We start from the raw sequence: 12,212 nt of genomic DNA, 5'->3' as shown, positions 1-12,212 counted from the left end.
TTTCGTTGCGCCAAACGCGGCATCGGCGGCATCAGCGCGCCTGCTCGATATAGGCGGCAAGGACGGCGCGCTCCTCGCTGGTCATCTCGGTGATGTTGCCGGGCGGCATTGCGGTGGACCAGGCGGCGACGCGGCCGATCAGGCGGATGTTGCGATGGATGTGCTCGGGCGCATCGAGCAAAATGCCCTTCGGCGCGGTGACGATACCGTCCCAGACCGGTTCGGCCGCGTGGCACATGCTGCATCGGGACATCACGATTTCTTCGACATTGGCGACCGTGACCGGCGCCGGCAGCGCGCCGGTCTTGATCCCGCGCGGGCCGGCAGCGGAGAGCAAGAGGATCGCGATGACGCCCACGGCCGCAACGCCCCATACCCACCACGGCGATTTGCGCCCGGCATGGCCTTCGTTGAAGAAGTGACGGATCACCGGGCCCAGCGCCAGGATGATCGCGACGATGATCCAGTTGAACTTCGTGGCGTAGAGCAGAGGATAGTGGTTGCTGATCATCAGCACGACCACGGGAAGCGTCAGGTAGTTGTTGTGGACCGAGCGCTCCTTGCTGGTCTTGCCGAGCTTCGGATCGGGCGCCTGTCCTGCGATCAGTGCCGCCACGATCTTCTTCTGGTTCGGGATGATCACCGCGAAGACGTTGGCCACCATGATGGTGCCGATCAGCGCGCCGATCTGGTTGAACGCGCCGCGGCCGCTCAGCACATGCGTGAAGGCGTAGGTCAGTGCGACCAGGAAGATATAGCCACCGATGGCGAAGGGCAGCTCGCGCTGTGCGAGCCCGGTGCGGCAGGCGGCCTCATAGAGCAGCCACGCCAGCGCGAGGCTGCAGAAGCTGAACAGGCCGGCCTGGAACGGCGTGAGATCGAGGACCGATTTGTCGACCAGGAACAGATCGGCTTCGAGATAGTACACCACCACCATCAGCGCGAAGCCGGACAGCCATGTGGTGTAGGCTTCCCATTTGAACCAGGTCAGCTCGTCCGGCATCTGGCTCGGCGCCACCAGATATTTCATGATCCGGTAGAAGCCGCCGCCATGGACCTGCCAGGCTTCGCCCTGCACGCCGTCAGGCAAGTCGGACTTCGGCTTGAGGCTGAGATCGAGGGCGATGAAATAGAAGGAACTGCCGATCCAGGCGATCGCGGCGACCACGTGCAGCCAGCGGAGCAGCAGGCTCGCCCATTCCGATATGATGGATCCCCACATGATCACCCCATCAATTGCGGCCGCTGCCGCAGCTTTGATGGCCGCAACCGGCGGCCCTGCCTCTATAATGTGTCGCACCTATCGGCAGTGTTTTCCAGTACGATGGGTTGCGGCTGATGCACATCGTGCGGGCATGAGCTGACGTGCGATGCGGCAGGCGCTTTGCCTGTGGTGGACCATTCGCAGTTGATCGGCGTTGACGCGTGAGACATGCAGGCCGGGAGGACGACGACGTGACAAGCAGGATGTGGCCCGTGGCGTTGGCCGTGGGACTGATGGTTGCGGCTGCGATATCCGCGCGGGCCGAGCCGGTGCTTCAAGGCAAGGACGCCTATGGCGATTGGCGGGCCGACAAGCCCGGCACGATCAGGCTGATCCGGCCGCAGGATCTGGTCAGGCCCGGCGCCACGCGGTCGGTGGCGAGCTCCTCGCGGGTGGTGCCGCGTCCGCCGGAGGCCGCGCTCCAGGTACCCGAAGGTTTCAAGATCGAGCTGTTCGCCGAAGGCCTGCGCGCGCCGCGCATCATACGCGTGGCGCCGAATGGCGATGTCTTCGTCGCGGAGACGCGGGCCGGCACCATCCGCGTGCTGCGCGCGGGAGAGGGCGGCAAGGTCGCGACCAGCGAGGTGTTTGCCAGCGGCCTGCGGCAGCCGTTCGGCATCGCGTTCTTTCCGAACGGCGACAATCCGCAATGGATCTATATCGCCAACACCGACAGCGTCGTCCGCTTTCCCTATCAGGCCGGCGACCTCAAGGCGCGCGGCAAGGCGGAGACGATCGTCGCAAGCCTGCCGGCCGACGGCGGTCATTCCACCCGTGACATCGTCTTCACGCCCGACAACAAGCGCATGCTGGTGTCGGTCGGCTCGCTCAGCAACGTCGCCGAGGGCATGGGTACGCCGCCGGGCGGGTTGGAGGCGTGGGCAAAAGCGCAACCGCTCGGCGCAGCCTGGGCCAGCGAGCTCGAGCGTGCCGCGGTGCTGGTCTTCACCCCCGACGGCAAGGAGCGGAAGATCTATGCCACCGGCATCCGCAATTGCGTCGGCCTTGCGATCCAGCCGCAGACCGGATTGCCGTGGTGCTCGACCAACGAGCGCGACGGCCTCGGCGACGATCTCGTGCCGGACTACGTGACCAGCGTGAAGGAGGGCGCGTTCTACGGCTGGCCCTGGCTCTACATCGGCGGCAACGAAGACCCGCGACATGCCGGCGCGCGGTCGGACATCAAGGACAAGGTGACGGTCCCCGACGTGCTGATCCAGCCGCACTCGGCCTCGCTCGGCATGACCTTCTATCAGGGCACGCAGTTCCCGCCCGAGTATCAGGGCGATGCCTTCGCCGCCGAGCACGGCTCCTGGAATAGGTCGAAACGAACCGGCTACAAGGTGATCCGCATCAGGATGAAGGACGGCAAGCCGACCGGAGAGTACGAGGATTTCGTCACGGGATTCGTGGTGAGCGACTCGGAGGTGTGGGGACGGCCCGTGGGTGTGGCAGTCGCGAAGGATGGATCGCTGCTGGTGTCGGAGGACGGCAACGGCACGATCTGGCGGGTGACGTCTTCGCGCTGAGCGCAGCGCCTTTCGCCTCTCCCCGCGTGCGGGGAGAGGCCGACGCGCTCCGGGCGATGCGGAGCATCTCACCCCGACCCTCTCCCCGCAAGCGGGGCGAGGGAGAAGACAAACCTACCCCCTTCGCACGCTCGCCCCGCCATCCACCGGCAGCGTCACGCCGGTGATGAAATTCGCCTCGTCCGACGCCAGGAACAGCGCGGCATTCGCAACGTCCCACGCAGTGCCCATCTTCCTGCGCAGCGGCACCTTGCTGTCGCGTTCGGCTTCGACTTCGGCGCGGGTCTTGTGCCATTCGCGGGCGCGGGTGTCGACGGCCATCGGGGTGTTCATCAGGCCGGGCAGGATGACGTTGGCGCGGATGCCGTATTCGGCGTTCTGGTAGGCGAGCTGTTCGGTGAAGGCGATCATCGCCGACTTCGTCGCCTTATAGGCGACGTAAGGGTAGGTGGTGATCGCCGCCATCGAGGAGATGTTGATGATGGCGCCGCTGTTTTGTGCGCGCATGATCGGAATCACCTCTTTCGCTGCGAGGATGCAGCTCTTCAGGTTGATCGCGACGACGCGGTCAAAGGCCTCTTCGGTGATCTGAAGCAACTCGGCATCGCCGCCGGCGAGACTGACGCCGACATTGTTGTGCAGCACGTCGATCCGTCCCCAGCGCGACTGCGCGTCCGCCACCATCGCCTTGATGTCGGCGGACTTCGTCACATCGGCTTTGAAGGCGGCTGCGGTGCCATTCTTCTCCGCGATCAGCGCGACGGTCTCCTGCGCCGATTCCAGATGATGATCCACGCACAGCACCTTCGCGCCTTCGCGCGCAAAGGTCAGTGCGGTGGCGCGGCCGTTGCCCATCCCTTCACCGGGGCTCTGCCCGGCCCCGACCACGATGGCGACCTTGTCCTTCAAGCGCATGCCAGTTCACTCCCATCTTTCTCATTATTTTCGTGCAGATTAGCAACCGGCCCGGCCGGAGAGAAGGTGCATCTCCTGCGCTCATGTCATTGACATCACATGGAATTGCATGTCGCGGCCGGCTTGTTGCGCATGGCCGGCCGTTACCGTTGAGGAACCGATCTCACGCGATCGCGTTTGTTGCGGAGCCTTTCCCGCGCTAGGCTCTGTCCCCGGGGCTTCCAACCGCCTGTGGCTTGCCGATGAATTTGCTCGATCCACGAGGGCCGGTGGCTGCCGCCAACAGCACGATCCTGGTCGATTCCGTCTTCATCATGCTCGCGATCGTGGTGCCCACGATCATTGCGATCCTCGGCTTTGCGTTCTGGTTTCGCGCCTCCAATCCGAAGGCGCGCTTCCAGCCCGACTTCGTCTATTCCGGGCGCGTCGAGATGGTGGTGTGGGCGATTCCCGCGCTCACCGTGATCCTGCTCGGCGGCGTCGCCTGGATCGGCTCGCACCAGCTTGATCCTGCCGCGCCCGTGGCGGGCACCGGCAGCCCGGTGCGGATCCAGGCGGTCTCGCTCGACTGGAAATGGCTCTTCATCTATCCGGACCAGCGCATCGCCACCGTGAATGCGCTGACGGTGCCGGCCGGCGCCGAGCTGAATTTCCAGCTGACCTCGTCGAGCGTGATGAACGTGTTCTTCATCCCGCAGCTCGGCAGCATGATCTACACCATGAACGGGATGGTGACGAAGCTGAACCTGCGCGCGGACAATGAGGGCAAGCTGCAGGGCCTGTCCGCGCATTTCTCCGGCGATGGCTTTCCGGAGATGATGTTCGACGTCAACGTGATCTCGCCGCTCGCCTTCCCGGATTGGGTGGCGGCGACGGCGAAGACCGACGCGGTGCTGAACGAGGACGCTTACAAGAAGCTGATGCAGCAGGGCGTCGAGAAGAACAGGCTGACCTTTCGCCTCGACGATCCCCGCCTGTTCGACCTGATCGCGACCCAGCACATTCCGCCGGGGCCGGGACCGGAGCTGCTGTCCGACGCAGGCCGTCCCAACCGTGGAGGCCATGATGCTCGGTAAGCTCGATTGGTCGGCCATTCCGTTCGATCAGCCCATTCCGCTCGTCGCAGGCGGGGTGGTGCTGGTCGCGATCCTCGCCGTGCTGATCTGGGTCGTGGTGAAGGGCCATCTGCCCTATCTCTGGCATGAATGGATCACCAGCGTTGATCACAAGCGCATCGGCGTCATGTACATCCTGCTGGCCTCGGTGATGCTGCTGCGCGGCGGCAGCGACGCCATCATGATGCGGATCCAGCAGGCGGTGGCCTATCAATCACAAGGCTACCTGCCGCCGGAACATTACAACCAGATCTTTTCGGCACACGGCACCATCATGATCTTCTTCGTGGCGATGCCGTTCGTGATAGGGCTGATGAACCTGGTCGTGCCGCTCCAGCTCGGCGTGCGTGACGTCGCCTTCCCGACGCTCAATTCGGTCGGCTTCTGGCTGACCGCGACCGGCGCACTGCTGGTCAATCTCTCGCTCGTGATCGGCGAGTTCGCGCGCACCGGCTGGCTCGCCTTTCCGCCGCTGTCGGAGCTGTCCTATTCGCCGGGCGTCGGCGTGGACTATTACGCATGGTCGCTGCAGATATCAGGCGTCGGCACGCTGGTCGCCGGCATCAATCTCGTCACGACGGTGCTGAAGCTGCGCACCAGGGGCATGAACTATCTGCGCATGCCGATGTTCTGCTGGACCACGCTGGCCTCCAACCTCCTGATCGTCGCAGCGTTTCCGATCCTCACCGCAACGCTCGCGATGCTGCTGCTCGACCGCTATTTCGGCTTCCACTTCTTCACCAATGAAGCCGGCGGCAACGTCATGATGTTCATGAATCTGATCTGGGCCTGGGGACATCCCGAGGTCTACATCCTGGTGCTGCCGGCTTTCGGCATCTTCTCCGAGGTGGTCTCGACCTTCTCCGGCAAAGCATTGTTCGGTTATCGCTCGATGGTGCTCGCGACCATGGCGATCTGCGTCATCTCTTTCATGGTCTGGTTGCACCATTTCTTCACGATGGGGGCGGGGCCCGACGTCAACGCCATCTTCGGCATCGCCAGTATGATCATCGCGGTGCCGACGGGCGTGAAGATCTACAATTGGCTGTTCACGATGTATGGCGGCCGCATCCGTTTCGCGACGCCGATGCTGTGGGCGGTCGGTTTCATGGTGACCTTCATCATCGGCGGCCTGACCGGCGTGCTGGTCGCGGTGCCGCCGGCCGATTTCATGCTTCACAACAGCATGTTCCTGGTTGCCCACTTCCACAACGTCATCATCGGCGGCGTGCTGTTCGGCGCCTTCGCCGGCTTCGAATACTGGTTCCCGAAGGCGTTTGGCTTCCGCCTCGACGAGCGCTGGGGCAAGCTGGCGTTCTGGTTCACCTTCCTCGGTTTTTACGTCACGTTCCTGCCGCTCTACATCGCCGGCATGCTGGGCATGACCCGGCGCCTGCAGCATTACGACGTCGCGGCGTGGCGGCCATGGATGTTCATGGCGGCGTTTGGCATGCTGATCCTGTCGATCGGCGTGATCTGCCAGATCATGCAGCTCGTCGTCAGCATCCGCAATCGCGAGGCCCTGCGCGACCGCACCGGCGACCCATGGGACGGCCGCTCGCTGGAATGGGCGACCTCGTCGCCGCCGCCGGTGTTCAACTTCGCCTTCAATCCCGACGTGCGCGGCGAGGACGCCTATTGGGACATGAAGAGCCGCGCCCGGCAGCAATCGCTGGAGCACGACGAGCCCGAGTATCAAGACATCGAGATGCCCAGGAACTCGCCGACCGGTTTCGTGTGCGCCTTCTTCGCCACCATCATGGGCTTCGCGCTGATCTGGCACATCTGGTGGATGGTGATCCTGGGCGGTCTCGGCGCGTGGGCGACCTTCGTCGTGTTCGCTTGGCGCGACCACGACGAGTACGTCATTCCGGCCGCGGAGGTCGCCGCGATCGACCGCGTCAATCTCGAGGAGCGGCGCAGCCTCGTCAGCATGGCGGGGATAGTCTGATGTCGATGACGACAACCGCCGGTCATGTCCATGCCGATCCCCATCACATCGGCGTCGTGATCGAACATCCCGGGCCTGCCTCGAAGCGGATCGTCACCGCCTATGGCTTCTGGATCTTCCTGCTCTCCGACATTGTGATGTTCTCCTGCTTTTTCGCGGCCTATGCGGTCCTGTCCGGCCAGACTGCCGGCGGTCCGAAGGGCTCGGAGATCTTTGAGCAGCGTAATGTCGCGATCGAGACGGTCTGCCTGCTGCTGTCGAGCTTCACCTGCGGCATGGCCAGCATCGCCGCCGACGTGCGCAACCGGTTCTGGTACTATCTCGGCATGGCCGTGACCTGCGTGCTCGGCGTGATCTTCCTCATCATCGAGTTCCGCGAATTCGCCGACCTGATCGCGCGCGGCTATGGCCCGTCGCGCAGCGCTTTTCTGACGGCGTTTTTCTCGCTGGTCGGCTGCCACGGCCTGCACGTCTCCGCCGGCGTGCTGTGGCTGCTCACCATGATGGCCCAGGTCTTCGCCAAGGGGTTCCGCGCCGACGTGCTGCGGCGGATGATGTGCTTTGCGCTGTTCTGGCATGCGCTCGACATCATCTGGGTCGGGGTGTTCTCCGTCGTCTATCTGCTTGGAGGTGGCACATGAGTGATCAGACGCATCTGCCTGGCCACGACCTCGCACCCGGCGAGGAAGAGCAGCACAGTGTCGGCGAGCGGGTGCTCGGCTATGTCGTCGGCCTCGGCCTCGCGCTGCTCCTCACCGCGACGTCGTTCTTCATCGCGGGCACCGATCTGGTCTGGCAGCCCTCGATTCCCGTCGCGCTGATCGTGCTTGCGATCGCGCAGATGGGCGTGCACCTGGTGTTCTTCCTGCACATCACCACGGGGCCGGACAACACCAACAATGTGCTGGCACTGGCCTTCGGCCTTTTGGTCGTCTTCCTGGTGGTCGGCGGCACCGTCTGGATCATGTCGCATCTCAATGCGAACATGCCGCCGATGGACCAGATCATGCCGAAGCCGATGTAGGGCGGTCCAAAAAGAAGAGCCGCTTGTTTGTGACAAGCGGCCCAAGTCTAGGGAGGAAACGCCCGAGCAAAGACAATCCGATGAGGATCGTCCGCCAAGGAAACGCTCGCGCCAAGCACTTGCGTACACATATAGGTGCAGCAACTCGGCCTGGAGTTCAATTCCGGATCAATACTGTCTCCGCCTACCACTCACGGCTGCGTGAACCAATTGTTCACTTTGGCCGGCGGCAGTTGTAGGCCTTGCGGAAGCCGGCGGCCTGGGCGTCGTCCTCCGAGCAGAACCAGCGGTCCGGCTTGGTCGTCGCCGGGTAGCTCGGGCAGCCCCTCAGATGATAGATGCCGATATTGCCCGTGACGCGCGCGCGCACCGCGAGCTTGCCCTTGATGGCGCAGCTCGGCGGCATGGTCAGGTCTTCCGGAAACAGCACTGCGCGGATCTCCTTGTCGCGGTCGGGGCGGCAGGCCGCGCCCAGGAGAGTGCCGTCCTTCTTGCCGGTGCGGAATTCCTGCGGCGCAACAAAGCAACCCTTCCAGATGCCGGCGGAGGCCGCCTTGGCGTCCGCCGCAGCCGGCTTGACATTCGCCTTGATCGGCTCGCGGGCGATGGCGTAGCCGAGCTTGATCAGTTGCTCGTTCAAGGAGACCTTGTCGCCCTCGGCTGTGCAGATTGCCCGATGCCGCTTGCCAAAGCTCTTTTCGGGCCCGACGTCGTCACAGCGCACGGACCGCTTGTTGATCAGCTTTGCCAGCTGGTCGCGGGCCTCGATGCCGCAGGTCCAGGGATCGGCATGATCGTCGATGCAGACCTGGTCGAGCTCGGGCGCGTCGACGCCGTCGAGCCGATAGGTGACGTCGCCGAGCTGGATCGAATTGGCGTCCCGGACGGTCGCAGCTGCCGTCAGCGCCGTGGCCGGCTCGGACGAGACCAGAATTCCGGGCAAGGCGAAAAACGAAACGAGCGCAAAAACGCGGGCGGCGGCAAAGAAATTTCGGAAGGACATAAGGTCTCGCTATCGATTGCTCTTGCCCCTCGTTCCTAGCATCCGGACGGGACGATACCAATGGTCTGCGCCCTGCGAAGTGCGACATTCCGGTCTCGCGGCTTTACTCGGCTGTTGCTCTGCCCCTATCGTTCGCCGGCCTTGCGCACCGCTTAGGCCGAATCGCCCGGGAAGCGGCGAGGGGGAGGAAAAAGGTTGCGATGAAAGACCCCGTGGACGTCCTGATCATCGGCGCCGGCGCCTCGGGCGCGGCGGTGGCGTGGTCGCTGGCTGAGACCAAGATGCACATCCTCTGCCTGGAGCAGGGCGGCTGGATGAATCCGGCGGAATATCCGAGCACGGGCCGGGACTGGGAGGCCAAGTTCTACGGCGAGTGGTCGTCGAGCCCGAACGTCCGCGGCCGGCCCGAGGACTATCCGATCAACGACGACAATTCGCCGATCAAGGTCGTGAACTATAATGCGGTGGGCGGCTCGACGGTGATGTACACAGCGCACTGGCCGCGACTGCATCCCTCCGATTTCAAGGTGAAGACGCTCGACGGCGTCGCCGATGACTGGCCGATCGATTACGACGCGCTGACGCCGTTCTTCGAGGAGAACGACCGGATGATGGGCACGTCGGGCCTCTCGGGCGATCCGCTGTCGCCGCTGACGCATCCGCCAATGCCGCAGCAGCCAATGGGATTGTCGGGTGCCATCATCGGCAAGGCCATGAACGAGCTCGGCTGGCACTGGTGGCCGTCGGATACCACTGTCGCGACCATGGATTATGAGGGCCGCGCGCGCTGCATCAATCTCGGCCATTGCACGCCGGCCTGTGCGCAGGGCGCCAAATCATCGACCGACATCACCTATTGGCCGCATGCGATCCGCGCCGGTGTCGAGCTGCGCACGCATTGCCGCGTGCGCGAGATCACCACCGACGAGAACGGCATGGCCACGGGCGTGGTCTACTACGACAGGGACGGCGTCGAGCAATTCCAGCCGGCGCATGTCGTGATCATCGCCTGCAATGGCGTCGGCACGCCGCGGCTGCTGCTGAATTCGAGGTCGGATCGTTTTCCGAACGGCCTTGCCAATTCGTCGGGCCTCGTCGGCAAGAACCTGATGTTCCATCCCTATGCGCAGATCTATGGCTATGTGGAGCAGCCGACCGATAGCAACCGCGCCCCGCCGACCTGCCTGTGGAGCAAGGAGTGGTACGACACCGACCTGTCGCGCGGTTTCGTGCGCGGCTTCGGAGTCCAGTTCGTGCGCGGTGCCGGGCCGGTGTTCGAGGCCGTCGTCAGCGAGCAGAAGGGCATTCTGCCCTGGGGCGAGGATCATCACCGCGTCTTCCGCAAGCTCAACGGCCATCGCCTGGGCTTTTCCGCGATCTGCGAGGACCTGCCGGAGGAGCATAATTGCGTCACGCTCGATCCGGTGCTGAAGGACAGCCACGGCATTCCCGCGCCGAAGATCAACTACACGATCAGCGAGAACAGCCGGAAGATGATGGACTATGCGCTGGCCCGCGGCCGTGAGTTTCTTGAAACGGCGGGTGCCACCGACATCTGCGTCAACTCGCCGATCCCCTGGGGCGGCTGGCACCTGCTCGGCACCGCCCGGATGGGCACTGACCCCTCGCGCTCCGTCGTCAACGAATGGGGCCGCACCCACGACGTCAAGAACCTCTTCATCGTCGACGGCAGCATCTTCGTCACCTCGGGTGGCGTGAACCCGACCTCCACCATCCAGGCTCTCGCGCTCTACATCGCCGACCAGATGAAGCAGCGCCTCGCCAATTTGTTCGATTGAGGCCGCTATGTCCGAGCAGATGACCCTCACGCCGCGGCAGCGCGACGACCTCCGCACTGTCGCTGCGATGATCGTGCCCGCCAGCGACGAATACAAGGTGCCCGGCGCCGACGATCCCGCGATCCAGGCCGACATGCTGGCGACGCTCGGCCGCGATACGAAGCTTGTAGCCGCAGCGCTCGACCATCTGGCGCGGCTGGCGGGGGAGCCGCTCGCCGGGCTCGATGCTGCAAGGCGCGATGCCGTGGCGCAGGAGTTTCGCAAGCACGGCGGCGCAGCGGCCGCGACGCTCGTTCGCGTCGTCCTGCAATGCTACTATCGCGACGACCGCGTGCTGCGTTCGCTGGGGCTCGAGCTGCGCGCACCGTTCCCCCAAGGGCACATTCTCCCTGACGGGGACTGGTCGCTGCTTGATCCCGTCAAGTCCAGGGGCGGCACACTGCGGCGTGCGCCCTAGCCACCTGGGCAGGCCAGCCTCGCGCTCCGGGCGGGCACCTTGCGGCAGACGGAACACGCCACCATCTGTGTGAGCCTCAAGGACTTTTGCCATGCTGGATTTCACTTCAGATATCGCCGATGACGCCGCGTCATCGCGAACGACAGAAGCTGCGCCGGTCGATGACCGGGCATTGCTGGACGCCTATTCCAACGCTGTGATCGACGTGACCGATCGGGTCGGCCCTGCCGTCGTGCGGGTCGAGACCGGGCCAAAGGTGCCTGACAGGCGCGAGCGCGGCGGGCTCGGCTCGGGCATCGTGATCTCGCCCGATGGCCTCGTGCTCACCAACAGCCATGTGGTCGGCTCGTCCAAAGAGATCCGCCTGCGGGACGTCGAGGGTAATGTCGGCGATGCCCGGGTGCTCGGCGTCGATCCCGACACCGACCTCGCGCTGCTGCGCGCCAACGGCGTGCGCGATCTGCCCTATGCCGCGCTCGGCAATTCCAAGAGCCTGCGCCGCGGCCAGCTCGTGATCGCGATCGGCAATCCGCTCGGCTTCGAATCGACCGTGACCGCCGGCGTGGTCTCCGCGCTCGGGCGTTCGATCCGTTCGGTGAGCGGGCGCACCATCGAGGACGTGATCCAGACCGATGCGGCGCTGAACCCCGGCAATTCCGGCGGGCCGCTGGTGTCGTCGAATGCCGAAGTGATCGGCATCAACACCGCCATCATCAATGGCGCGCAGGGCATCTGCTTCGCGGTTGCCAGCAACACCGCGCAATTCGTGCTGTCGGAGATCATCCGCCACGGCTATGTCCGTCGCGCCTTCATCGGCGTCGCTGGGCAGACCGCGCCGGTGCCACGCCGGCACGCGGTGCTGGCCGGCGTCGAGAACAAGATGGGCGCACTGCTGATGCAGATCGAGCCGGACGGCCCGGCGGCGAAGGCCGGCCTGCTGCCCGGCGACGTCGTCATCAAGCTGGACGGCGTCGAGATCAATGGCGTCGACGATCTGATCCGCGTGCTCGACCGCGACCGGATCGGCCGCCGGCTCGCCATGGATGTGCTGCGGCTCGGCCGCCTGCGGGCGATCGATATCGATCCCGTAGAGCGGAAGCCGGCGCGCTAGCGCTTGGCGGGTGAGGCGAGGTATGACCGTGTCATGCCTCGCCT

The 12,212-nt window shown here is 64.6% G+C and carries 11 protein-coding genes; 8 read left to right on the top strand and 3 right to left on the bottom strand.

Features of this window, described 5'->3' with window-relative positions:
• Positions 1-31: 31 nt before the first annotated feature.
• The gene (locus tag HYH08_RS24530; RefSeq protein WP_220012397.1) at positions 32-1,222 is read right to left on the bottom strand and encodes a urate hydroxylase PuuD; all 1,191 of its coding nucleotides are present in this window, start codon (positions 1,220-1,222) and stop codon (positions 32-34) included.
• A gap of 245 nt (positions 1,223-1,467) precedes the next feature.
• On the opposite strand from HYH08_RS24530, the gene HYH08_RS24525 reads away from it, so the two are divergent.
• Positions 1,468-2,793, top strand: a complete 1,326-nt coding sequence (locus HYH08_RS24525; RefSeq protein WP_228748045.1) for a PQQ-dependent sugar dehydrogenase — start codon at positions 1,468-1,470, stop codon at positions 2,791-2,793.
• A gap of 114 nt (positions 2,794-2,907) precedes the next feature.
• On the opposite strand, the gene HYH08_RS24520 is transcribed toward HYH08_RS24525, so the two are convergent.
• Positions 2,908-3,708 carry an SDR family NAD(P)-dependent oxidoreductase gene (locus HYH08_RS24520; RefSeq protein ID WP_220012395.1) on the bottom strand — a complete coding sequence of 267 codons (801 nt, stop codon included), beginning with the start codon at positions 3,706-3,708 and terminating at the stop codon, positions 2,908-2,910.
• 269 nt (positions 3,709-3,977) lie between these two features.
• Here HYH08_RS24520 and HYH08_RS24515 point away from each other — a divergent pair, with 269 nt between their 5' ends.
• The 4 genes from HYH08_RS24515 to cyoD are packed head-to-tail and all read left to right on the top strand — an operon-like array spanning position 3,978 to position 7,798.
• Positions 3,978-4,784 (top strand): cytochrome ubiquinol oxidase subunit II family protein, encoded by an 807-nt coding sequence (locus tag HYH08_RS24515; protein WP_349631459.1) that lies wholly within the window; start codon positions 3,978-3,980, stop codon positions 4,782-4,784.
• The gene (gene cyoB, locus HYH08_RS24510) at positions 4,774-6,774 is read left to right on the top strand and encodes a cytochrome o ubiquinol oxidase subunit I (RefSeq protein ID WP_220012435.1); all 2,001 of its coding nucleotides are present in this window, start codon (positions 4,774-4,776) and stop codon (positions 6,772-6,774) included. Before HYH08_RS24515 ends, cyoB begins: the two co-directional genes overlap by 11 nt.
• Positions 6,774-7,415: a cytochrome (ubi)quinol oxidase subunit III gene (locus HYH08_RS24505; protein WP_220012393.1), complete on the top strand. Its 642-nt coding sequence runs from the start codon at positions 6,774-6,776 to the stop codon at positions 7,413-7,415. The genes cyoB and HYH08_RS24505 overlap by 1 nt, the downstream gene beginning before the upstream one ends.
• Complete coding sequence (gene cyoD, locus HYH08_RS24500; RefSeq protein ID WP_220012392.1) at positions 7,412-7,798, top strand: cytochrome o ubiquinol oxidase subunit IV; 387 nt, start codon at positions 7,412-7,414, stop codon at positions 7,796-7,798. The genes HYH08_RS24505 and cyoD overlap by 4 nt, the downstream gene beginning before the upstream one ends.
• A gap of 214 nt (positions 7,799-8,012) precedes the next feature.
• Here cyoD and HYH08_RS24495 read toward each other — a convergent pair whose 3' ends face one another.
• On the bottom strand, positions 8,013-8,801 hold the full coding sequence (locus tag HYH08_RS24495; RefSeq protein ID WP_220012391.1) for a thermonuclease family protein: 789 nt from the start codon (positions 8,799-8,801) through the stop codon (positions 8,013-8,015).
• Between the two features lie 200 nt (positions 8,802-9,001).
• On the opposite strand from HYH08_RS24495, the gene HYH08_RS24490 reads away from it, so the two are divergent.
• The 3 genes from HYH08_RS24490 (at position 9,002) to HYH08_RS24480 (ending at position 12,168) form a co-directional block, all read left to right on the top strand.
• Positions 9,002-10,600, top strand: coding sequence for a GMC family oxidoreductase (locus HYH08_RS24490; protein WP_220012390.1), 1,599 nt, complete (start codon positions 9,002-9,004; stop codon positions 10,598-10,600).
• 7 nt (positions 10,601-10,607) lie between these two features.
• On the top strand, positions 10,608-11,057 hold the full coding sequence (locus HYH08_RS24485) for a hypothetical protein (protein ID WP_220012389.1): 450 nt from the start codon (positions 10,608-10,610) through the stop codon (positions 11,055-11,057).
• A 91-nt stretch (positions 11,058-11,148) separates the two neighbouring features.
• Positions 11,149-12,168, top strand: a complete 1,020-nt coding sequence (locus HYH08_RS24480; protein ID WP_220012388.1) for a S1C family serine protease — start codon at positions 11,149-11,151, stop codon at positions 12,166-12,168.
• Positions 12,169-12,212: the final 44 nt, after the last annotated feature.

The sequence above is a fragment of the Bradyrhizobium sp. BR 10289 genome, assembly GCF_019455385.1.
Taxonomy (GTDB): domain Bacteria; phylum Pseudomonadota; class Alphaproteobacteria; order Rhizobiales; family Xanthobacteraceae; genus Bradyrhizobium.
Note: the sequence above shows the minus strand (reverse complement) of the source record. Positions and strands in the feature narration are given on the sequence as shown.

Bases quoted from the DNA above. Each gene is read 5' to 3' on its own strand.
- HYH08_RS24490 (WP_220012390.1), top strand. From the start codon at position 9,002: ATGAAAGACCCCGTGGACGTCCTGATCATCGGCGCCGGCGCCTCGGGC.
- HYH08_RS24485 (WP_220012389.1), top strand. From the start codon at position 10,608: ATGTCCGAGCAGATGACCCTCACGCCGCGGCAGCGCGACGACCTCCGC.
- cyoD (WP_220012392.1), top strand. From the start codon at position 7,412: ATGAGTGATCAGACGCATCTGCCTGGCCACGACCTCGCACCCGGCGAG.
- cyoB (WP_220012435.1), top strand. From the start codon at position 4,774: ATGCTCGGTAAGCTCGATTGGTCGGCCATTCCGTTCGATCAGCCCATT.
- HYH08_RS24525 (WP_228748045.1), top strand. From the start codon at position 1,468: ATGTGGCCCGTGGCGTTGGCCGTGGGACTGATGGTTGCGGCTGCGATA.
- HYH08_RS24530 (WP_220012397.1), bottom strand. From the start codon at position 1,222: ATGTGGGGATCCATCATATCGGAATGGGCGAGCCTGCTGCTCCGCTGG.
- HYH08_RS24505 (WP_220012393.1), top strand. From the start codon at position 6,774: ATGTCGATGACGACAACCGCCGGTCATGTCCATGCCGATCCCCATCAC.
- HYH08_RS24495 (WP_220012391.1), bottom strand. From the start codon at position 8,801: ATGTCCTTCCGAAATTTCTTTGCCGCCGCCCGCGTTTTTGCGCTCGTT.
- HYH08_RS24520 (WP_220012395.1), bottom strand. From the start codon at position 3,708: ATGCGCTTGAAGGACAAGGTCGCCATCGTGGTCGGGGCCGGGCAGAGC.
- HYH08_RS24480 (WP_220012388.1), top strand. From the start codon at position 11,149: ATGCTGGATTTCACTTCAGATATCGCCGATGACGCCGCGTCATCGCGA.